This window comes from Thalassobacillus hwangdonensis, from assembly GCF_042675915.1.
Lineage (GTDB): Bacteria > Bacillota > Bacilli > Bacillales > Halobacillaceae > Thalassobacillus_A > Thalassobacillus_A hwangdonensis.
The window spans coordinates 427,720-447,300 of sequence record NZ_JBHTKL010000001.1; the positions used below are offsets into that span (position 1 = coordinate 427,720).

The following is a 19,581-nucleotide window of genomic DNA, read 5'->3' on the forward strand; positions in this document are numbered from 1 at the left end:
CAACCATAGTGAAAATTTGTCAATTTCTTTTATAATAGAACTATTGGAGATAGAAATACATAGAAGAAAGAGGGTCAAATATGAAAAAATGGATGCTTATGGTCATTTTCGTACTTTTGCTCAGTGCATGCAGCGAAGAAGTACAACCAACGGCACAGAGTGAAGAGAAGGATGAGCCAAAAGCGACAGAACAGCAGGCTGATCAGGAACAAGAAGGAACAGAGAAAGATGAAGAATCTGACGAGGATGTTCAACCTGCCGATGCAGAAGAAGACTCGGAGGAACTAGCTGAGGAAGAAGCAGTTGTAGAGGCTGTGTATGAATTGAATGAAGCAAATTGGACGCTGGAACCTGTGTCAGATGAATACAACTCCCAGGTCGTTCTTTTGACGATTGATGATGCACCGGATACCTATAGTGTCGAAATGGCTAAGACACTTAAAGAACTGGGTGCGCCCGCAATATTCTTTGTGAATGGTCATTTTCTTGATACAGAAGAAGAAAAGGCTATGCTCAAAGAAATACATGATATGGGATTTGCCATCGGAAACCACACGTATAGCCACCAGAAATTAGACGATGTTCCTGAAGAAACACAAAGAGATGAAATCATTGCACTTAGTGATCTGATTGAAGAGGTCATTGGTGAACGACCAAAATTCTTCCGTGCTCCACACGGTGTCAATACTGACTTCGCCAAGCAACTCGTTAAGGAAGAAGGTATGCTGCTGATGAATTGGACGTACGGTTATGATTATTTCAAACCCTATATGGATGCAGACAAACTGACACAGGCAATGGTTACCGGTGAAGGTCCTGAAGTGGATGTTCCTTATTCTTTGTTGAAGCCAGGGGCTAACCTGTTAATGCATGATAGAGAATGGACAGCAGCAGCGCTCAGTGATATCGTTACCGGATTGAGAGACAAAGGTTACGAAATGCTTGATCCTGAAAAAATTATAACACCATAAGTTAAAAAGGGAGGAGGTTCTTTTGTTGAACCTCCTCCTTGTCTATGTGCAAAAAAATTCTATTTATGCAAGTTTGCGCTTATAATAATACATAATCCTACCGTTGAACAATTGAAGTTTGGCCTCCAGCTTTTTAGCAAGGAACTTCGCCAGCTCATTGCCTTTGCTTTTATCTCCGTGTGTCGATGCTTCCGTCAGTGTGATTTGGATGTAAGCAGTCATTTCTCCGTCATTTTTTTCCGTTTTACCTACTCCGATCAATAGCTTATTGTATTCCTTATTGGTTCCTGACAGAATCGTATATTCACCATGTTCATCGCTGATGTCTTTCCATGTGTAAGGAAACGAATGGTCAGCATAATTCCATCCAAGCTGCTCCCCTGTCTTAGCTGTAATATCTCTGTAGTATAGAAGTAGTTCGTGGACGTTCTGAAGAGAAAGCTCCTCGTGATTACTTTCCGGTACTAAATAGACATACGCGCTCTGTCCCATGGACCGCACTCCCAACTTATCCATTTCTTTCTATCCTAGCATGAAGCCTAGCCTAATCCAAGAGTAGTTGGAGGAATTTTCTGAAAAAAGAAAGCGGGAGGTATAGTAAAATGGAAAGCTATGATTTGTATGATGTAACGGAAGATGCGAAAGTACGCTTCGTCGGTTTCGCTGTCAACGAGGGAAGGTATGATTTTGGTATCGTGTATTCGGATCAGTTTTTCGGAAAGCCACTTGTCATTTGTATGCAAACCGGACATTCGGCATTGCTGGACAGCTCTGATATCGATGATCTTGACTACCTGCAAAAGAAATTCCACCTAAGAACACTCACTGAAACGATCGAGGTAGCCTCATTTCTTGAAGGAGTGGTTCCGCTCTCTCAAATGCTGGAAGAATCGTATGAGTAATCAGAAAAGAGACACTGATTTCCTATGTATAACATATAATTTTTAATATGATATACTATTTAGGGTTGATTTTTTCAATGTGACATATTAAAATGAAGTCAAAGTTTGAAAGCGATTACATTTAAAAAGGAGAGGGAGGATTTGATGGGTACAATAATTTGTCAGGACTGCCAAGGCGTAATTGAACATTATGATGATGAGAAGGTATCAACTCTCTACAGTACTTGTCCATCTTGCCATACGAAAGATAATAAATAAGATCAAAAAACCTCCGATTGATTCAGTATCAATCGGAGGTTTTTTTATTTGAATGCACGTCGCTCATTGATGACACGGATTGTCTGGATCGTTTCATCTTCGGTACCTTGGACCGGAAGACCAGCTTCAAGGTTTTCTGCAATATAATCCAAGTTCTCCTGTGTGATGATTTCACCAGGCAAGAATATAGGAATTCCTGGAGGGTAGACCATGATGAACTCTGCACTGACCCTGCCGACTGATTCATTGATCGGTACGACTTCTGTTTCCGAGTAAAAAGCATCTCGTGGTGACAGTGCAAGCAATGGAATTTCAGGAACGTTGACACGAACTGCAGGTGCAGCCGTTGATTTGCTGAAGCACTTGGACATTTCTGTAAGTGCTTCTACAAGTATGTCCGTTTCTTGATGTGTATCACCCGGCGTTATGATGCACAGTATGTTATATAGATCGGAAAGTTCCACCTCGATATTATAATGCTTTCTTAGCCACACTTCTGCATCATAACCTGAGATGCCCAATGTTTTTACTGGTATGATCAGCTTAGTCGGATCGTAATCATATGTTGCAGGACTTCCCAGAATTTCTTCTCCTATACAATCAAGCTTTGGAATCGCCTTGACCCGTTTCCTAGTATTCTCTGCCAGCTCTATCGTTTTCGAAATGATCTCTTTCCCGTTCAACGCGAGCTGTTTTCTTGCAGCGTCAAGCGATGCGAGCAGAATATAAGAGGTTGAAGTCGTTGTCAACATCGATAGTACTGTCTGCACTCGTTCATGAGAGACAAGTCCTTCTCTAAGGTTCAACACCGAGCTTTGGGTCAGTGACCCTCCCAATTTATGGACACTCGTTGCAGCTAAGTCAGCACCAGCCTGCATTGCAGATAAAGGGAGGTCCTCGTGGAAATGGATATGGACACCGTGTGCTTCATCAACCAGTACTGGTACGTCGTACTGATGTGCAATCGAAACGATTTTCTTTAAATCTGCGGACACCCCGAAATATGTCGGGTTGATCACCAGCACCGCTTTCGCATCAGGGTGAACATCTAATGCTCTCTCTACAGCCTCTGGAGTGATACCATGAGAGATTCCGAGTTGATCATCCAATTCAGGATGAACAAAAATCGGAGTCGCACCTGAGAAGACGATAGCAGAAGTAACGGACTTGTGAACATTTCGGGGCACGATGATTTTATCTCCTGGGCCACAAACGCTCATGACCATCGTCATAATCGCACCACTTGTACCTTGGACGGAGAAGAATGTATAATCCGCTCCGAAAGCTTGAGCAGCTAGATCCTGTGCCTCTTTGATCATTCCATGTGGATGATGCAGATCATCCAGAGGGCCGATATTGATGAGGTCGATCGATAATGCATTCTCTCCGATGAATTGCCTGAATCCATCGTCCATGCCTTTTCCTTTTTTATGTCCTGGAATATGAAATTGGACTGGATTTCTCCCAGCGTGTTCCATCAGTCCAGTAAATAATGGCGTTTTGTCTTGGGACAATCTTTACACCTCTTCATTTTTTAACAAATATCATAAAACACAAGAATTATAGCAGATGGAACGCGATGTGACCACCTGTTAAAACATTCTGATAATTCATGATAAAATGAAGTGGAAAGGGGAGGTAGTCAATGAAATGGGAAACGAGGGTTACTGAGTTATTAGGTATTACATATCCCATCATCCAGGGTGGCCTTGCCCACCTGGCATACGCTGAGCTTGCTGCTGCAGTCTCGAATGCAGGTGGGCTTGGTCAGGTCACAGCGATGAGTTTGGAGAACCCGGAACAATTGAAAGAAGAAATAAATAAAGTGAAAAGCATGACGGACCGTCCGTTCGGGGTCAATTTTGCAATCGGCCAGCATGGAAGGACGTTCGAACATATGGTTGAGGCTGCAATCGAAGCCTCCGTGCCTGTCATATCTGTGACTGGTGGTAATCCGAAGCCTGTGCTTGATATGGTAGAAGGGACAGGAATCAGGAAGCTTGTACTTGTAGCTGCGCGAAGGCAGGCAGAGAAGGCAGAAGAACTTGGAGCGGACGCGGTAATGGTCGTTGGTCATGAAGGGGGAGGACACCTTGGCCGGGATGACATCGGTACATTCGTCCTTACACCACAAGTCGTCGATAGTGTGAACATACCTGTAATTGCTTCAGGTGGCATCGGCGATGGCAGAGGTATGATGGCTGCACTGGCATTAGGTGCGGAAGGGATAGAGATGGGAACAAGGTTCATTGCCACGAAGGAATGTGTTCACGCGCATACATCCTATAAAAATGCCCTGATCGAGGCGGATGAATTGGGCACGACCATCATTAAGCGGTCCATCAAGGCTCCAGCGAGAGCGTTGAAAAACAGCTGGACAGAGCGTATCATTGCACTTGAGGAGGACGCTGGAGGTTACGATTCTCTTAAATCCTTTATCGGTGGAACGGCGAATAAACGCTATATCCATGACGGCAAGACTGATGAAGGATTTGCATGGGCAGGACAGGTTGCAGGAAGAATAAAGGATGTCCCCTCCGTCGATGAATTGTTTAAGCGGATGCTGAAAGAAGCAGAAGAGATCCGCGTGAAATGGAAGGAATGATTTTATGAGTTACAATTATCCGATCGATCCGGAAACATGGTCCAAAGAAGAAATTGTCGACGTGGTCAATTTCTACTCCCTGGTCGAGCAGGCAAATGAAAAGAGCGTGAAACGGGAAGAATTATTAATGGCATACACAAGGTTCAAGCAAATTGTCCCCTCGAAAAGTGAGGAAAAGCAATTGCTTGCCAAATTCGAAAAGGAATCAGGTTATTCAGGTTATCATACTGTGAAGAAAGCACGGGAAGCACAGGAAGGTCAAAAAATATCCGTCAATAACTGATGAGAATATAAAAAGAGGGACATTCCACGGAATGTCCCTCTTTTTATCAATTATCGTGTACTTCTTTTGTAAGGTGGCGTCCAGACATGAACCATCCTCCAACTGCTATGGAAAGCAGCACAGACCAGAATGTCATCGTCCACCCTGCACTATGAGCGAAGTGGGAATCCAATACCCCTACTTCAGGATGGGAAAGTGTGATGACTGCGAGCTTCACACCAACCCAGGCTACAATCAGATATGCTGTCGTTTCAAGACTTGGTCGAGTTTCAAGCAGCTTGACGAACCAAGTGGCTGCAAATTTAATTAAGACAAGCCCAGCAATCCCAGCAATGACGACGACGATGAATTTTCCACCGTCCATTCCTCCGATTGCGGGGAGCGGTGATTCTGGAAGTGCCAGTGCCAATGCTACAGCAGCAAGAATCGAGTCGATCGCAAAAACCAAATCTGCTGCCCCGATTTTAGCAACTGTCGGCCAAAAACCTTTTCCACGAGCAACTTCTCCATTGGATTCTTCGGATTCTTCCTCTTTTTTACCGAGGATGTTCTTAGCTCCTAAGTAGATGAGGTAGACAGCACCTATCGCTTGGACCTGCCATACATTTGCAATGAATGATATCGCAAACAATGCTCCGAACCTGAATAGGAACGCCATAAGTATTCCATAGTTAATCGCCTTTTTCTTCTGGTCTTCAGGCAAGTGCTTGGCTATGACAGCCAACACAAGTGCATTATCCGCAGACAGCAGCCCTTCCAACCCTATTAAAATAAGTAATGTCCAACCATATTCCAACCAGACGGATTCCATTTCCGTCACTCCTCTCCATGAATGTTCTTCTACATCACTTTTGAAGAACATAGGTATTCACATAAAAACAGGGCCTTTCCCATTATGGAAAAGGCCCAAAAAAAGATAGACCTTTACCCTTGCTGGTAAAGGTCTTGCTAGCAACATTGAAGTCACCAGTAGTGCCGAGAACATCGAATGATATTCTGTAATGACGACATCTACTGTTAAAGCTACTCCCCTTTGAACTATATAGACTATACCAAAGGATCTGAAAATTGGTCAAGTATGCTTCAGGATATCTCTCTGGTCAGCTCATAGAGGGGCTTAAGTGTTTCAAACGTTTGCCTGCACCGGTCCAGGAATGCATCCCTGTCTCTCAATACATCATCATTACGGTCAATTTGAATTCCACATAGGAATTCTGATTTTTTCACATTCTTAAGACGATCGATCATGTGGGTGAAATCTTCTTCCGTCATATCTCCATGAGGCTTGGCGTCAGGTTTTGTATGATCCATCGACCATACAAAATTTCCAGGTATGTTTGTGGTAATGTTCGATTGATGTTTGGAAAGGACTTCTGCATAGTCTTGTTTTATCGGACTTTCATAGATGACAGCAAACCAAATGAATACATGTGTTTCCCATAATCCGACTTGGAAATGAGGGAGCTTTTTATAGCCTCGTTTGTTGTTTGCGAGTGCTGCCCATGTATCGTTGGGCGGGTTTTTTGAACGTCGTGCATGCTTCGCTACGTGAACGAACATTTCGTCGCCTGTCATTGCGGTAAGATCTGGCGCTAGTTCTGTTGCGATATCTTCCAGCTTAGGGGAAAGGTTCGCTCTCAAAGCTTCCATACGCTCCTCGAGTCCTGGGATAGAGAAGATATCGAAGTCTTTCTGCTTAAAGCCCTGGAATTCATTCATCGTTTCATCATCTCCTGTTCGTCGTTGCTTATAAAAGTGTACCATATGTGCTCTAAACTGCTAAATGATGCGTTTAAAGCGTTTGAACTTTATAAAAAAGGGATAAATATTAGTAATAAAACATAAACTGTTTGCTCTTTCGTCACATATAAATAAGATAACAAAGAACTTGAGGGAGGGAAAACCATGAAGCGTGTCATGGAAGCGTTAAAGCGCAGGGAGGCTGAAGAAAAGCTTCCAGTCATCCGAATGGAAATCGATTATGAACTACTCACCTTGCATGATGCAATGCAAGCGGGGGACAAGGCCCAGATGAAAGCCAGTAAGGAACGGTTGAATGAACTCAGAGCTGAATTGCTGCAATGGTCCTAAGGTAGAGCAACTAATAAAGTTGCTCTTTTTTTTCCTGGAAATGATAAGAACATATGGATGGGGGAATTTTAGATAATGGACCACTCCTTTAGGACTTAATCATCTATTATCATGACGGTGCTGAACAGGTGCACATGACCTTAGGTTCTGATAGGATGGAAGGAACAACTTGTATCGGAGGAGTCAACGAACGATGAATAAACAATTGAAAGACCAACTATACACCCAGGCAAAAGAATGGGTCCTGGAAGCAGGGGATCATATAAGGAAACATATCGATCAACCGTTGAAAATCGACACTAAATCCGATGCCAATGATCTCGTAACCGAAATGGATGAACAGACGGAACAGTACTTTGCCGAACGGATCAATGAACACTATCCATCTCATCAGTTACTAGGGGAAGAAGGTTTCGGTGATGAAGTGACAGCTCTCGACGGAACGATATGGATTGTAGACCCGATTGACGGAACGATGAATTTTGTTCATCAAAAACGGAACTTTGCCATTTCTGTAGGAATCTATCATGACGGCGTCGGTGAAATCGGACTCATCTACGATGTCATGGCGGATGTGCTTTATACAGCGAAAAGAGGGGAAGGGGCTTTTAAAAATGACCGAAGGCTGCCAGACTTGCAGCCTTCGAAAGATTTGGCTACCTCCATTCTGGCGGTAAATACATTCTGGGCTTTGAAAAATAAGCGTGTCTCAGAGGAAGGGATCCATCGTCTTGTACAAAAAGTCAGGGGGACGCGTTCATTTGGTTCTGCTGCATTGGAATTCGCATTCGTAGCCGAAGGTATTCTTGATGGCTACCTTACGATGAGTCTGATGCCTTGGGATGTCGCCGCGGGAATCGTCATTGTAAACGAAGTTGGCGGAATCACTACGAAGGCTGACGGAGAACCAGTAGATATGCTGAAGAAAAATTCGATTTTGACGTGCCACCCTTCCATTCATGAAGAAATCATAAACGAGTATGTATCATTAAAATAAACAAGAAAGGGTTCCTTTTACTCAAGGAACCCTTTCTTGTTTTTCAGGAATGATTATAGGTAGTGGTCAACCACGTTTTCTTAAGATTGCTGTCTCTTTTTCAAGCTGATGCCATATCCCATCAAACCGAATCCTAATAATGTAAATAAAATTCCAAGCCATACACTGCGAATACCTATGGCAAATCCAAGAGCGATGAAACAAAGAATCACGAGGAAAGCCAATGCAGCCATTTTTATGTTCATAATCATGTCACCTCACTAAATATCCAACTTTCAGTATAGCTGATATTTCGACATTTACAAAGGGGGAATGCGATGAAAGTCTAGCATCCCTTCCTTACTTTTAGTATGATAGAGGAGTATTGGATGTTGTGTTACATAGAGGGGGAACATCATGGGAGATAACAGTATATTAAGTGTACCAAGTGATATGTGGCCGATTGCCGACCTGTTTTTCGGGGGGATCGGGAGTGAGATCAATCTGAATAATGAAGACGAAGTCGCTTTACTTATCCGTGGCTTCTTTTTACTATATCTTACAATCGTCATCCTTTCGGTCATTACCTTTAAGCTCGGCTTTGCAAGGAAGTTGCCTTTATTGCAGGCAGTTGTCGTTTATGCCGTATTGATTATAGGTTCGTTCATTCTTACGCTATTCCTTGGATTGAATTTACCGATTGCGGAAAGCCTGCTTGCAGCATCAATTGTGCTCGGAATCTACCGGTTCCGCTTGCACAACGAAAGGAAAAGCCGGAAGGAAACAGGCTGATAAGGAGAGGATTAACGAATGCAGTCCTTACAGGATGTAGTCTATAATTGGCTTACGATAAAAGTTGTGGCAGACCACAGACCTGATGACACATCAGCAAGAGATACGGAACGAATGTTTCATGGTATGCTCCGCGACCATGATGTGACGGATGTCGCCATCAAAAAGGATGAGGATCGATATGAAGTCACCTGTTCGATGAAAGAGGGAAATCGTACGTTCAGATTTCCAACTGAACTGATTGAATTGATGGTCAATCAGATGAAAGACGAACCTGCAAAATTCAAAAATTACCGATAGCAAAAAGAGGCTGCCGAAAACGGCAGCCTCTTTGTATGGTCTTCATGATAAGTGTTGTTCTTTCTTCTGTTCCCGGTAGATACGGAAATTCCCGGTTTTTACTCGTTTCGTTGTTTTTTCTTTGATTCGCTGATGACATGGACTACACATATATGTGTGGAGTCGGCGGTTTCTTAAACGTTTCGCTTCTAAACAATGACTATCGATTGATTCAATCGTATCGCAAAGTACACATTTGACGCGCATCCTTTCACCTCATTTAATCCACTCTGTTTCTTATTAGTATATCATACAACACACATGGAAGCATTAAGGTATATCTGCTATAGTGATGATACATTGATAAGGAGGGGTCCGGATGGCGAATCAAGTGGAGAAGAAGCTACGTCCATCTCAATTCGATTTGTTGCAGAACGAGACATTTCTTTTACTTTCTACGTATAGTCATGAGCAAGCCTCACCAATGGTAAATGCGATCAGCTGGGTGTATGCGGTCGATGATTCAACATTGGTTTTCGCGGTCCATCATCGTTCCGTCATCGTTGAAAACATCCTCCAATCTCCTTCGGTAGTGTTGACGTTGATTGATGATGAATCTACCTATTCGATCAAAGGTCATGCATCTGTCCTGACCAAGGAGATGACTGGACTGCCATTGAAGCTTGCGAAAGTGCAAGTGGAAATCACCGAAGTAAGGGACGTCATGTTCTACGGCGCTAAGATATCGAAAGGGCCGGACTACGACAAGACCTATGATCCTAAAGCGGCAGCCAGACTCGACCTTCAAGTGATGGAACATTTGAAATCGCACGAGTGAAAAGCGTGGAATATGTGGAAGGAATTTCTGTAATTTGTATGGAAATAATAGTTTGATTCCCTTTTCATTTGGGAATCGTATTACAGAAGTTCTAGAAAGGATGATTCCATGAAGAAAAGATGGATCTTCTCATCCATTGGTGCGGTTGGTGCTGGTGCGCTAGCGTACTTATTGCGTGATGAGACTAAAAGGGAACAGATGAAAGATAAAGCTCGCTCTCTTACTGACAAATGGAGAGGTGGCACACCGGAGGATATGCCTGTAGATAAAGCAGGTGAGCCGGAACTGGATAACCTGGAGAATTCCAAAATGGTATCAGAAGGTTCTCAATTCGGAGTGAACTATTACAACGAACTGACTGAAAAAGAACGAGAAATATTAGAAAAAAGCAGCAGCTGACCATTAAGGTCTGCTGCTGCTTTTTTTGCACTTCAAGAAAGTTTAACTTTATTAAAGGAATAAAGTATAAGAAAATACCAAGGCTTTCGCCATAAGTACTGGGCGACAAGCCGAGTTTTTCTAATATCAAGTAAATTATAGTTAATCTTTTTTCTCTTTTTCATTGTAGGACTGATCATTCTCGATGTCTTCCAGTTCCTTCTGGTCTTCCTTAGGAATGGTTTCCTTATTCTGATCAGGTTCTACTGGCTGGTCTTCCCGGATAGGAACTTCAGGCATGTATCTTCCTATAATCGCGCTTAATTCATCTGAGATGGCTTGAATCGGGTGACCTTGTCCCATTTTATTACTTAATTGACGTAATCGCTCCATTCCATCAGCATCAGCCATTACGATTGCCTCTTTCCCGTATGGGTCATGTTTCAGGGCTTCTGCAACTGAAAATTTGATGGTTCCAACTCGGGATCGGTCCAAGTCCTTATCGACATCGATCCCAACAACAGCATAAGGACCTGCTACTACAGCTGTAGCATCTTTTACGTTAGGAACTTCTAAAGCCAATTTGGCAAGGTGGCGAGCAATTTGCTGATTATTGAGATCCTTTCTTTGTACGGGATCAGAATCCTTCACCTGAATGGCGCCTGTACCTTCACGATCATTCTGCAGGGACTCGGGTTCATCATTCTGACATGCGACAAGTGTAAGCGCCAAGCCTATCATTGCAATGTATTTAATCATCATCCATCACCTTCTTTTTAATACTAGCGTTTCTCAATCGTCTATCCTTATTCATTCTCACATATAAATGGAGTAAGAAGATGTCTTTGGAACTGGATAAGGCATTTCAACCTTATAGGAGGCGTCCTTTTTGAAAAAAATATATGTCTTGGATACCAATGTCCTTTTACAGGAACCACATTCCATTTATACATTCGAAGACAATGACATCATCATACCTGCTGTCGTATTGGAAGAGGTCGATGCCAAGAAGCGGAACATGGAGGAAATCGGACGTAATGCGCGACAAGTATCCAGAATCATCGATAAACTGAGGGAACAGGGTGAATTGCACCACGGTGTCGAGTTACCGAGCGGGGGAAAGTTGAAAATCGAACTGAATCATCGTTCTTATCGGAAAATGGAAGAAATTTTCATTGAAATGACGAATGATAATCGTATTTTGGCAGTGACATATAACTTGCATGAAGAAGAAATGCTCAAAGAGAATGGAAAACAGGTCATCCTCGTATCGAAGGATATGCTGATGAGAGTCAAGGCGGATGCGATGGGGATCCCTGCAGAGGATTTCCTGAATGAACGGGCGGTGGAAAAGGACGAGGTGTACACGGGTTTCAGGGAAATGGCTGTTTCACCTGAACTGCTGGATGCGTTCTATGCGCAGGGAGAATTGGATGTCACTTCAATCACTACCTATCATAATGTCAATGAATTTCTAATCCTGAAAAGTAAAGGCAACCCATCGCAGTCTGCTATCGGTATGATCAACCATAAAGGTAAACTTAAAAAGTGTCATATGATGGGGGAGCATGTGTGGGGAATCAAACCGCGCAATGCGCAGCAAACGATGGCGATGGAGCTTTTGCTGAGGAAGGATATTCCTCTAGTAACAATGGTTGGGAAAGCAGGTACAGGTAAGACGCTTCTGGCACTCGCTGCCGGACTGATGCAGATTGAAGATTTCGGTCTTTATAAAAAAATGCTTGTGGCACGACCGATTGTTCCGGTTGGGAAGGATATCGGGTATTTACCAGGTGAAAAAGAGGAAAAGCTGCGACCGTGGGTCCAGCCGATTTACGACAACCTTGAGCACCTGTTTAATGTGAAGAAGCCGGGAGAACTCGATGCGATCTTGTCTGGCCTCGGCTCTATTCAAGTAGAAGCGCTCACCTATATCAGAGGCAGAAGCATTCCAGATCAGCTGATATTGATCGATGAGGCCCAAAACCTGACAAGGCATGAAGTAAAGACGATTCTTACGAGGATCGGGGAGGGAAGTAAAATCATTCTGCTAGGGGATACAGAACAGATTGACCACCCGTATCTCGATGAGTACAACAATGGGCTGATGCATGTAGTAGAGAAGTTCAAAGGCCACCCACTGAGTGGTCATATCAAACTCATCAAAGGGGAACGTTCTTCTCTCGCCCAATTGGCAGCAGACTATTTATGATTTCGCAGAAAGAACTTAAAAAAGACCCGATCAACTATTGATCGGGTCTTTTTGAGTTAATTGAAAATGATTCTCTTTACACCAGTGATAGGTTCATCTTTATTCGACCCATCTTCAAAGTATAAATGTACAGGACCATTTTCTTTAAGGGGTTTTCCCTCTTTAGCGAACAGAAACATTGCCTGCTGCATTTGTTCAATCGATAATTCGTGGTCGCCGTTTTCCGTCTGGATGGTGACGCTCTTTATATCCGAAGCGGGTTCACTAGTAGCGATGAATGGCTTCAATGGCATGAAAAAAGTTCCTTTTAGGATTTTTTCCTTCTCAAAACGGGAAATACTCTTATTGACGGGTGGGTTGATGCTTTGCTGATAGATTTCCCGGTCCCATCTCATGGACGCCTTTTGCAGATCATCCGCCTCTTCTTCGGAAGGGCTTTCATTTTCATTACTGAACAGTTTTTCATATGGCAATTTACGATCATCGAAGATCCATACAGTAGGATCGAGCGTAATCGGATAATTTACGTTACCTGTAATTTGAACGATCATAATGAAGCCACCTTTCTTTTAGTAATCTCACCAACATTCAGAATAGCAGAAAAAAGCTATGAATGCACTCACAGGGGGTAGGATAGATGAAAAAAATAATAACCAAAGATATCCTGGAAGCGTGGTTGGATAATGTACGCCCATACGCAAAAGATGGTAAGGTCGCTGACTATATACCAGCACTTGCAAGGAGCAATCCTGAAGATCTTGCTGTAGCTGTCGTAGACCTGGAAGACGAATGTGTAAGTGCCGGTGCACTGGAGAGTCAGTTCACACTTCAGAGTATTTCCAAGGTGTTGTCTCTTGCGCAGGCGCTCCTGGATAATGGGGAGGATTATGTATTTGAACGGGTTGGGATGGAGCCTTCAGGGGATCCGTTCCATTCCATCTATAAACTGGAACAGCTGAACCCCTCCAAGCCATTGAATCCGATGATCAACGCTGGAGCACTTGCGGTTACGAATATGATCCACGGCGTCACCCCGGATGAAAAAGTAGGGCGGTTGCTGAGCTTCATTCATGATCTTACAGATGATCAGTCCATCCGCTACAATGAGGAGGTTTCCTCTTCCGAATTCGGAACCGCTTATTTGAATCGTTCATTATGCTATTACATGAAGCAGCACGGGGTCATCTCTGGCAGTGTAGAAGAAAACCTGGATGCCTACACGAAGCAATGTGCAATTGAAGTGAACATCCATCACCTGGCAAGGATCGGTGCGATATTTGCAAATGAAGGGAAGGACTTGAACTCAGGCAGGCAGATTCTGCCGCGACATCTGGCGCGTATTTGCAAGACCTTCATGGTTACGTGTGGAATGTACGATGCATCAGGGTCATTTGCAATCAGAGTTGGCATACCTGCGAAAAGCGGGGTGTCGGGTGCGGTCGTCGGATCGGTGAACGGATATGGAGGAATCGCTGTATATGGACCTGCACTTGATGATCGGGGAAACAGTGTTGTAGGGCTGAAGCTGCTTGAACTTCTTTCCAATCGGTATGACCTCTCCATTTTTTAGAATATATCGGCTCTTTTGTTGCAATTTTAAGAGACAGACGATAATATTATAAGGAGAAGTCCGTTTATGGAGGGGATTTAGATGTTACCGGATTTGGCTGTGGATCATCGGGAGAAAGCCTATGCCCTTCTAAAGGCTGATGCAGATAAAATTCTGAAGTTGATCAAAGTACAGATGGATAATTTGACAATGCCTCAGTGTCCTCTATACGAAGAGGTGCTGGATACACAAATGTTCGGCCTGTCCCGCGAAATCGATTTTGCGGTGCGTTTGGAATTGATCAGCGAGGAAGAAGGCAAAGCATTGCTGGATAACCTTGAAAAACAACTGAATGTTTTGCATGAAGCGGCACAGAGATCCTGACATACAAACTCAAATTACGACAGCACCTGTTGTGATTTGAGTTTTTTTATTACTTTGAGAACGTTTAACTTTAACAAAGCATGTGAAAATAGAATGATTTCCACCACCGCCTAATGGCGCTAAAGCAGTTTTTTTACTATCATCATCCTTAAATTTTATGAAAAAAAGAGGGAATCTGCACATGTTTACGGAATAATTGACTAATGGCTGAGGGGAGTCACCGTCAGATTTGCCCTCTTTTATTGATCGATCATGGACCAGCATGTACATAGTTGAACCGTTAAGCGTCATAAAGATCCGGGTGGGAATCGAAAAGGTATGATAAGGACAAGAATCTATAGCGTGTCCTATTTGCAGGAATTGGCACCTATCAATCAGTAAAATTACATAGAAGGATGGAACAATATGAAAAAAGCATTTAAGAGTTTTGACTTCACCTTGATGTTCACCCCGATTGCATTGGTCATATTCGGTTCGATCATGATCTATAGTGCCAGCATGGTCCTCGGGCCTGTCAAATACGACCTTCCCAGCAATCACTTCTTCATCAGGCAGGTGATGTGGGCGTCGGTAGGTCTGATGGTCATGTTGTTTTTTACGTTTTTTTCCTACAGACACCTTCAACGGTTGACGAAGGTCATCGTATTCCTCATGATCGGTCTCTTACTGGGGCTCTTCGTATTTGGTGAAGAAAGGAACAACGCTGTATCCTGGTATGACCTGAAAGTAATGAGCTTCCAGCCGGCGGAGATGGTGAAAATCGGCCTGATCATTTATCTTGCATCTGTCTACGCAAAGAAACAAAGCTACATTGACAAGTTCGGAAAGGCGGTCATTCCTCCGCTGGTACTGACCAGTTTCATCCTGGCGCTGATTGTACTGCAGCCGGATATCGGTTCTGCAGCTGTCATCGGCTTCATCGCCAGTTTTGTCATTGCAAGTTCAGGAATCAAAGGCAGGCATATCGCCTTCTTGATATCTGTAACACTTGCATTTGTCCTGCTGATTGCCCCGCAGATGGTCACGGATGAACGGCTTTCCAGGTTCACTGGGGCCTATCAGCCGTTCAATACCCCTGAAGGAGATGGGTACCATCTGATCCAGTCTTACGTTGCGATTGGGACAGGCGGTATTCTAGGTGAAGGATTAGGGCAGGGGGTACAGAAGCTTGGATACTTGCCAGAACCACATACTGATTTTATAATGGCTGTCATCGCTGAAGAATTAGGTCTTACTGGCGTACTGATTGTAATTGGCCTGTTAGCGACAATCGTACTGAGAGGCTTATTCATCTCCAGACGTTGTAAAGATACATTCGGCGCATTACTGGCCCTTGGAATATCTGCGATGATTGGAGTCCAGTCCTTCATCAATCTCGGGGCGATGAGTGGTCTCCTGCCTATTACTGGTGTACCGCTTCCGTTTGTCAGCTATGGGGGGTCCTCACTGATCATCATGCTTGGATCCATGGGGATTTTGAACAATATTGCCAGAAATGTAAAAGCGAAAAGTGAAAATCGATCTGCAACGAACCAGCCGATATCGAACCATCCACAGGAAAATAAAGTGGAGCGACTACGACAAGGAGTGAAATCATGGCAGAATTGAAGAAAATCAATAAAGTATTAGTTGCAAACCGAGGAGAAATTGCGATTCGTGTCTTCCGCGCATGTACGGAATTGAACATTCGTACTGTCGCAGTATATTCAAAGGAGGACACAGGGTCCTTCCACAGATATAAAGCAGATGAGGCATATCTCGTAGGCGAAGGTAAAAAGCCGATCGATGCCTATTTGGATATTGAAGGAATCATTGAGATCGCTAAAAGTGTTGGAGTGGATGCCATCCACCCTGGGTACGGATTTTTATCAGAAAACATCCATTTTGCACGCAGGTGTGAGGAGGAAGGGATCATCTTCATCGGTCCAACTAGTGAGCACCTGGATATGTTCGGAGATAAAGTAAAAGCACGTGAGCAGGCGATTGATGCCGGAATTCCGGTAATACCTGGAACTGATGGCCCTGTCACCAGCCTTTCAGAAGTGGAAGACTTCGGTGAGAAACACGGCTACCCGATTATCATCAAAGCCTCTCTCGGTGGAGGCGGTCGTGGAATGCGGATCGTCCGTAAGGCAAGCAATGTAGCAGACGCTTATGACCGTGCAAAATCTGAAGCCAAAGCCGCATTCGGTAACGACGAAGTGTACGTAGAAAAATTGATTGAAGAACCAAAACATATCGAAGTCCAGATTCTCGGAGACTTTGACAAGAATATCGTCCATTTGTATGAACGGGATTGCTCTGTTCAGCGCCGCCATCAAAAGGTAGTGGAAGTAGCTCCTAGTGTTTCTTTAACGGATTCATTAAGGGAAGAGATTTGTGATGCGGCTGTCAAACTGATGAAGAATGTCGACTATGTCAATGCTGGAACTGTCGAGTTCCTTGTTACGAACGAAGAATTCTTCTTCATTGAAGTCAATCCGCGAGTGCAAGTGGAGCATACGATTACAGAGCTGATTACAGGCGTCGATATCGTCCAGTCCCAAATCATGATTGCAGAAGGATATAACCTTCACGAAAAGAAAATCGGTATTCCGCAACAAGAAAATATCAGAACGAATGGTTATGCTATACAGTCACGTGTAACCACTGAAGATCCATTGAATAATTTCATGCCGGATACAGGTAAAATCATGGCATACCGTTCAGGTGGTGGGTTCGGAGTAAGGCTCGATGCCGGTAACGGATTCCAGGGAGCTGTCATTTCTCCTTACTACGATTCCTTACTTGTAAAAGTATCCACTTGGGCGCTTACTTTTGATCAAGCTGCCAATAAAATGGTACGTAACCTTAGAGAGTTCCGAATCCGTGGAATCAAAACGAATATTCCATTCCTTGAGAATGTCATCCAGCATAGTCAATTCCTATCGGGGGAGTATGACACCACATTTATCGACCGCTCACCGGAACTGTTTGTGTTCCCGAAACGCAAAGACCGTGGTACGAAGATGCTCAGTTATATCGCCCAGACCTCGATCAATGGGTTTGAAGGTCTCGATAAAAAGAAGAAGCCGGTAGTGAATCGTCCGAGAATGCCTAAAGTGAAATACTCAGAACCGATTCCTGAAGGTACAAAGCAGATTCTTGATAAAGATGGTCCTGAGAAGCTGATGGAGTGGGTGAAGGCGCAAAATGAAGTATTACTTACCGATACCACTTTCCGTGATGCACATCAGTCATTGCTTGCAACCAGGTTACGTTCGAAGGACCTGATCAATATCGCTGAACCTACTTCCCGCCTATTGCCTGAATTGTTTTCTGTTGAAATGTGGGGAGGAGCGACATTCGATGTGTCCTATCGTTTCCTTAAGGAAGATCCTTGGGAGCGCCTGTTGAAACTACGCGAGAAGATGCCGAATGTTCTATTCCAGATGTTGCTTCGAGCGAGTAATGCAGTGGGCTACAAGAACTATCCGGATAATCTGATCAAAGAATTCGTTGAAAAAAGCTCCAATGCTGGTATAGATGTATTCCGTATATTCGATAGCCTCAACTGGGTGGATGGAATGAAGCTTGCCATCGAATCGGTTAGGGAAAATGATAAAGTTGCAGAAGCGGCTATGTGTTATACCGGGGATATTTTGGATCCTTCAAGACCAAAATACGACTTGAACTATTACAAAAACCTCGCAAAAGAGTTGGAGGCAGCAGGTGCACATATGCTTGGCATCAAGGACATGGCAGGTCTCATGAAGCCGGAAGCAGCTTATCAGCTGATTTCCACTTTGAAAGAGTCCATCGATATTCCGATTCACCTCCATACGCACGACACCAGCGGCAACGGAATCTTCACTTACGCAAGGGCAGTTGAAGCTGGCGTGGATGTTGTCGATGTATCGACTGGGACGATGGCTGGCCTTACTTCCCAGCCAAGCGCAAACAGCCTTTATTACGCGCTGGAAGGTAATGAGCGAAAACCTGATGTCAATATCCGCTCCTATGAGGAATTAGGACACTACTGGGAAGATGTACGTAAGTATTATTTCGACTTTGAGAGTGGCATGATGTCACCGCATTCGGAGGTTTATGAACACGAGATGCCTGGCGGACAATACAGTAACCTGCAGCAGCAGGCGAAAGCGGTAGGACTTGGTGAACGCTGGGATGAGGTAAAGACGATGTACCGCAGGGTGAACGACATGTTCGGTGACATCGTGAAGGTTACTCCTTCATCCAAAGTTGTCGGAGATATGGCGCTGTACATGGTTCAGAACAACCTGACAGAAGATGATGTCTACGAACGTGGAGAATCAATCGATTTCCCTGATTCCGTCATCGAGTTCTTCCAAGGATATTTAGGACAGCCTTATCAAGGCTTTCCACAGGAACTTCAGCGCATCATCCTGAAAGGAAGGGAGCCAATCACGGTAAGACCTGGTGAACTGCTTGAACCGGTTGACTTCAAGGAGTTAAGGGATACATTATTCCATTCCCTTGATCGTCAAGTGACGAGCTTTGATATGATCGCATACGCACTATATCCGAAAGTGTTCATGGATTATCACAAATTCTATGAGCAGTATGGTGATCTATCCGTGCTTGATACCTTGACATTCTTCTACGGAATGCGATTGGGTGAAGAAATCGAAATTGAGATCGAGCAAGGTAAGACGCTTATCGTCAAGCTCGTCTCAGTCGGTGAAGCCCAAATAGATGCAACGAGGACCGTCTACTTTGAACTGAACGGACAGCCTCGGGAAGTCGTTGTGAAAGACGAAAGCATCAAATCAGCTGTAGAAGAGCGGCCGAAAGCAGATAAGACGAATGAAAAACACATCGGTGCAACCATGCCAGGCACAGTTATCAAAGTGCTTGTGGAAAAAGGAGAAAAGGTCAGTAAGGGTGACCATCTGATGATCACGGAAGCGATGAAGATGGAAACGACGGTCCAAGCTCCTTTCGATGGTGTCATCAAAGATGTTTATATGAAAAATAATGAAGCGATTCATGTCGGTGATCTATTGATCGAGTTTGAATGAACAAAAGAGAATGCCTCCTGAGAG

24 protein-coding genes are annotated in these 19,581 nt (G+C 44.0%); 16 read left to right on the forward strand and 8 right to left on the reverse strand.

Annotation, left to right across the window (positions count from 1 at the left end; translation table 11 throughout):
* The first annotated feature begins 80 nt into the window (after positions 1-80).
* Positions 81-971, forward strand: a complete 891-nt coding sequence (locus tag ACFQ2J_RS02285; RefSeq protein ID WP_386056205.1) for a polysaccharide deacetylase family protein — start codon at positions 81-83, stop codon at positions 969-971.
* 63 nt (positions 972-1,034) lie between these two features.
* Here ACFQ2J_RS02285 and ACFQ2J_RS02290 read toward each other — a convergent pair whose 3' ends face one another.
* The gene (locus ACFQ2J_RS02290) at positions 1,035-1,463 is read right to left on the reverse strand and encodes a DUF1885 family protein (RefSeq protein WP_386056207.1); all 429 of its coding nucleotides are present in this window, start codon (positions 1,461-1,463) and stop codon (positions 1,035-1,037) included.
* 110 nt (positions 1,464-1,573) lie between these two features.
* Here ACFQ2J_RS02290 and ACFQ2J_RS02295 point away from each other — a divergent pair, with 110 nt between their 5' ends.
* Both ACFQ2J_RS02295 and ACFQ2J_RS02300 read left to right on the forward strand, forming a co-directional pair.
* Entirely contained in the window at positions 1,574-1,873 is a 300-nt protein-coding gene (locus ACFQ2J_RS02295; RefSeq protein ID WP_386056209.1) for an SAV0927 family protein, read from the forward strand.
* A gap of 144 nt (positions 1,874-2,017) precedes the next feature.
* A complete protein-coding gene (locus ACFQ2J_RS02300) occupies positions 2,018-2,131 on the forward strand; it encodes a GapA-binding peptide SR1P (RefSeq protein ID WP_386056211.1) in 114 nt (37 codons plus the stop codon).
* A 44-nt stretch (positions 2,132-2,175) separates the two neighbouring features.
* Here the strand turns inward: ACFQ2J_RS02300 and ACFQ2J_RS02305 are convergent, their stop codons facing one another.
* Entirely contained in the window at positions 2,176-3,645 is a 1,470-nt protein-coding gene (locus ACFQ2J_RS02305) for an aminotransferase class I/II-fold pyridoxal phosphate-dependent enzyme (RefSeq protein ID WP_386056213.1), read from the reverse strand.
* A 131-nt stretch (positions 3,646-3,776) separates the two neighbouring features.
* Here ACFQ2J_RS02305 and ACFQ2J_RS02310 point away from each other — a divergent pair, with 131 nt between their 5' ends.
* Positions 3,777-4,736: an NAD(P)H-dependent flavin oxidoreductase gene (locus ACFQ2J_RS02310; RefSeq protein ID WP_386056215.1), complete on the forward strand. Its 960-nt coding sequence runs from the start codon at positions 3,777-3,779 to the stop codon at positions 4,734-4,736.
* Between the two features lie 4 nt (positions 4,737-4,740).
* Positions 4,741-5,019, forward strand: a complete 279-nt coding sequence (locus ACFQ2J_RS02315) for a UPF0223 family protein (protein ID WP_386056217.1) — start codon at positions 4,741-4,743, stop codon at positions 5,017-5,019.
* A gap of 46 nt (positions 5,020-5,065) precedes the next feature.
* Here the strand turns inward: ACFQ2J_RS02315 and ACFQ2J_RS02320 are convergent, their stop codons facing one another.
* Together ACFQ2J_RS02320 and ACFQ2J_RS02325 are read right to left on the reverse strand one after the other, a co-directional pair.
* Positions 5,066-5,830, reverse strand: a complete 765-nt coding sequence (locus ACFQ2J_RS02320) for a TerC family protein (RefSeq protein WP_386056218.1) — start codon at positions 5,828-5,830, stop codon at positions 5,066-5,068.
* A gap of 272 nt (positions 5,831-6,102) precedes the next feature.
* Positions 6,103-6,738: a YktB family protein gene (locus tag ACFQ2J_RS02325; protein ID WP_386056220.1), complete on the reverse strand. Its 636-nt coding sequence runs from the start codon at positions 6,736-6,738 to the stop codon at positions 6,103-6,105.
* Between the two features lie 186 nt (positions 6,739-6,924).
* Here ACFQ2J_RS02325 and ACFQ2J_RS02330 point away from each other — a divergent pair, with 186 nt between their 5' ends.
* Together ACFQ2J_RS02330 and ACFQ2J_RS02335 are read left to right on the forward strand one after the other, a co-directional pair.
* The gene (locus ACFQ2J_RS02330; RefSeq protein WP_386056222.1) at positions 6,925-7,110 is read left to right on the forward strand and encodes a hypothetical protein; all 186 of its coding nucleotides are present in this window, start codon (positions 6,925-6,927) and stop codon (positions 7,108-7,110) included.
* 193 nt (positions 7,111-7,303) lie between these two features.
* Positions 7,304-8,107 (forward strand): inositol monophosphatase family protein, encoded by an 804-nt coding sequence (locus ACFQ2J_RS02335; protein ID WP_386056223.1) that lies wholly within the window; start codon positions 7,304-7,306, stop codon positions 8,105-8,107.
* 80 nt (positions 8,108-8,187) lie between these two features.
* Here ACFQ2J_RS02335 and ACFQ2J_RS02340 read toward each other — a convergent pair whose 3' ends face one another.
* Complete coding sequence (locus ACFQ2J_RS02340; RefSeq protein WP_386056225.1) at positions 8,188-8,352, reverse strand: DUF5325 family protein; 165 nt, start codon at positions 8,350-8,352, stop codon at positions 8,188-8,190.
* A 151-nt stretch (positions 8,353-8,503) separates the two neighbouring features.
* Here ACFQ2J_RS02340 and ACFQ2J_RS02345 point away from each other — a divergent pair, with 151 nt between their 5' ends.
* Both ACFQ2J_RS02345 and ACFQ2J_RS02350 read left to right on the forward strand, forming a co-directional pair.
* Positions 8,504-8,878, forward strand: a complete 375-nt coding sequence (locus ACFQ2J_RS02345) for a YlaH-like family protein (RefSeq protein WP_386056227.1) — start codon at positions 8,504-8,506, stop codon at positions 8,876-8,878.
* Between the two features lie 18 nt (positions 8,879-8,896).
* Positions 8,897-9,178 (forward strand): hypothetical protein, encoded by a 282-nt coding sequence (locus ACFQ2J_RS02350; protein WP_386056229.1) that lies wholly within the window; start codon positions 8,897-8,899, stop codon positions 9,176-9,178.
* A gap of 42 nt (positions 9,179-9,220) precedes the next feature.
* Here the strand turns inward: ACFQ2J_RS02350 and ACFQ2J_RS02355 are convergent, their stop codons facing one another.
* Positions 9,221-9,424 carry a YlaI family protein gene (locus tag ACFQ2J_RS02355; protein WP_386056231.1) on the reverse strand — a complete coding sequence of 68 codons (204 nt, stop codon included), beginning with the start codon at positions 9,422-9,424 and terminating at the stop codon, positions 9,221-9,223.
* A 112-nt stretch (positions 9,425-9,536) separates the two neighbouring features.
* On the opposite strand from ACFQ2J_RS02355, the gene ACFQ2J_RS02360 reads away from it, so the two are divergent.
* Both ACFQ2J_RS02360 and ACFQ2J_RS02365 read left to right on the forward strand, forming a co-directional pair.
* The gene (locus tag ACFQ2J_RS02360) at positions 9,537-9,995 is read left to right on the forward strand and encodes a pyridoxamine 5'-phosphate oxidase family protein (RefSeq protein WP_386056232.1); all 459 of its coding nucleotides are present in this window, start codon (positions 9,537-9,539) and stop codon (positions 9,993-9,995) included.
* Between the two features lie 108 nt (positions 9,996-10,103).
* On the forward strand, positions 10,104-10,394 hold the full coding sequence (locus tag ACFQ2J_RS02365; protein WP_386056234.1) for a hypothetical protein: 291 nt from the start codon (positions 10,104-10,106) through the stop codon (positions 10,392-10,394).
* A gap of 141 nt (positions 10,395-10,535) precedes the next feature.
* Here the strand turns inward: ACFQ2J_RS02365 and ACFQ2J_RS02370 are convergent, their stop codons facing one another.
* Positions 10,536-11,135 carry a YhcN/YlaJ family sporulation lipoprotein gene (locus tag ACFQ2J_RS02370; RefSeq protein ID WP_386056236.1) on the reverse strand — a complete coding sequence of 200 codons (600 nt, stop codon included), beginning with the start codon at positions 11,133-11,135 and terminating at the stop codon, positions 10,536-10,538.
* Positions 11,136-11,262: 127 nt separating this feature from the next.
* Here ACFQ2J_RS02370 and ACFQ2J_RS02375 point away from each other — a divergent pair, with 127 nt between their 5' ends.
* Entirely contained in the window at positions 11,263-12,585 is a 1,323-nt protein-coding gene (locus ACFQ2J_RS02375; protein WP_386056238.1) for a PhoH family protein, read from the forward strand.
* A gap of 56 nt (positions 12,586-12,641) precedes the next feature.
* Here the strand turns inward: ACFQ2J_RS02375 and ACFQ2J_RS02380 are convergent, their stop codons facing one another.
* Entirely contained in the window at positions 12,642-13,136 is a 495-nt protein-coding gene (locus ACFQ2J_RS02380; protein ID WP_386056240.1) for a hypothetical protein, read from the reverse strand.
* 86 nt (positions 13,137-13,222) lie between these two features.
* On the opposite strand from ACFQ2J_RS02380, the gene glsA reads away from it, so the two are divergent.
* The 4 genes from glsA to pyc all read left to right on the forward strand — a co-directional run bounded on the left by glsA (position 13,223) and on the right by pyc (position 19,557).
* Entirely contained in the window at positions 13,223-14,155 is a 933-nt protein-coding gene (gene glsA / locus ACFQ2J_RS02385) for a glutaminase A (RefSeq protein ID WP_386056242.1), read from the forward strand.
* Positions 14,156-14,236: 81 nt separating this feature from the next.
* Positions 14,237-14,518 carry a YlaN family protein gene (locus tag ACFQ2J_RS02390; RefSeq protein WP_386056244.1) on the forward strand — a complete coding sequence of 94 codons (282 nt, stop codon included), beginning with the start codon at positions 14,237-14,239 and terminating at the stop codon, positions 14,516-14,518.
* Between the two features lie 405 nt (positions 14,519-14,923).
* Positions 14,924-16,126, forward strand: coding sequence for a putative lipid II flippase FtsW (gene ftsW / locus ACFQ2J_RS02395; protein WP_386056246.1), 1,203 nt, complete (start codon positions 14,924-14,926; stop codon positions 16,124-16,126).
* Positions 16,114-19,557: a pyruvate carboxylase gene (gene pyc / locus ACFQ2J_RS02400; RefSeq protein ID WP_386056247.1), complete on the forward strand. Its 3,444-nt coding sequence runs from the start codon at positions 16,114-16,116 to the stop codon at positions 19,555-19,557. Before ftsW ends, pyc begins: the two co-directional genes overlap by 13 nt.
* Positions 19,558-19,581: the final 24 nt, after the last annotated feature.

Bases quoted from the DNA above. Each gene is read 5' to 3' on its own strand.
- ACFQ2J_RS02285 (WP_386056205.1), top strand. From the start codon at position 81: ATGAAAAAATGGATGCTTATGGTCATTTTCGTACTTTTGCTCAGTGCA.
- ACFQ2J_RS02290 (WP_386056207.1), bottom strand. From the start codon at position 1,463: ATGGGACAGAGCGCGTATGTCTATTTAGTACCGGAAAGTAATCACGAG.
- ACFQ2J_RS02295 (WP_386056209.1), top strand. From the start codon at position 1,574: ATGGAAAGCTATGATTTGTATGATGTAACGGAAGATGCGAAAGTACGC.
- ACFQ2J_RS02300 (WP_386056211.1), top strand. From the start codon at position 2,018: ATGGGTACAATAATTTGTCAGGACTGCCAAGGCGTAATTGAACATTAT.
- ACFQ2J_RS02310 (WP_386056215.1), top strand. From the start codon at position 3,777: ATGAAATGGGAAACGAGGGTTACTGAGTTATTAGGTATTACATATCCC.
- ACFQ2J_RS02315 (WP_386056217.1), top strand. From the start codon at position 4,741: ATGAGTTACAATTATCCGATCGATCCGGAAACATGGTCCAAAGAAGAA.
- ACFQ2J_RS02320 (WP_386056218.1), bottom strand. From the start codon at position 5,830: ATGGAATCCGTCTGGTTGGAATATGGTTGGACATTACTTATTTTAATA.
- ACFQ2J_RS02325 (WP_386056220.1), bottom strand. From the start codon at position 6,738: ATGAATGAATTCCAGGGCTTTAAGCAGAAAGACTTCGATATCTTCTCT.
- ACFQ2J_RS02330 (WP_386056222.1), top strand. From the start codon at position 6,925: ATGAAGCGTGTCATGGAAGCGTTAAAGCGCAGGGAGGCTGAAGAAAAG.
- ACFQ2J_RS02335 (WP_386056223.1), top strand. From the start codon at position 7,304: ATGAATAAACAATTGAAAGACCAACTATACACCCAGGCAAAAGAATGG.
- ACFQ2J_RS02340 (WP_386056225.1), bottom strand. From the start codon at position 8,352: ATGAACATAAAAATGGCTGCATTGGCTTTCCTCGTGATTCTTTGTTTC.
- ACFQ2J_RS02345 (WP_386056227.1), top strand. From the start codon at position 8,504: ATGGGAGATAACAGTATATTAAGTGTACCAAGTGATATGTGGCCGATT.
- ACFQ2J_RS02350 (WP_386056229.1), top strand. From the start codon at position 8,897: ATGCAGTCCTTACAGGATGTAGTCTATAATTGGCTTACGATAAAAGTT.
- ACFQ2J_RS02355 (WP_386056231.1), bottom strand. From the start codon at position 9,424: ATGCGCGTCAAATGTGTACTTTGCGATACGATTGAATCAATCGATAGT.
- ACFQ2J_RS02360 (WP_386056232.1), top strand. From the start codon at position 9,537: ATGGCGAATCAAGTGGAGAAGAAGCTACGTCCATCTCAATTCGATTTG.
- ACFQ2J_RS02365 (WP_386056234.1), top strand. From the start codon at position 10,104: ATGAAGAAAAGATGGATCTTCTCATCCATTGGTGCGGTTGGTGCTGGT.
- ACFQ2J_RS02370 (WP_386056236.1), bottom strand. From the start codon at position 11,135: ATGATGATTAAATACATTGCAATGATAGGCTTGGCGCTTACACTTGTC.
- ACFQ2J_RS02380 (WP_386056240.1), bottom strand. From the start codon at position 13,136: ATGATCGTTCAAATTACAGGTAACGTAAATTATCCGATTACGCTCGAT.
- glsA (WP_386056242.1), top strand. From the start codon at position 13,223: ATGAAAAAAATAATAACCAAAGATATCCTGGAAGCGTGGTTGGATAAT.
- ACFQ2J_RS02390 (WP_386056244.1), top strand. From the start codon at position 14,237: ATGTTACCGGATTTGGCTGTGGATCATCGGGAGAAAGCCTATGCCCTT.
- ftsW (WP_386056246.1), top strand. From the start codon at position 14,924: ATGAAAAAAGCATTTAAGAGTTTTGACTTCACCTTGATGTTCACCCCG.
- pyc (WP_386056247.1), top strand. From the start codon at position 16,114: ATGGCAGAATTGAAGAAAATCAATAAAGTATTAGTTGCAAACCGAGGA.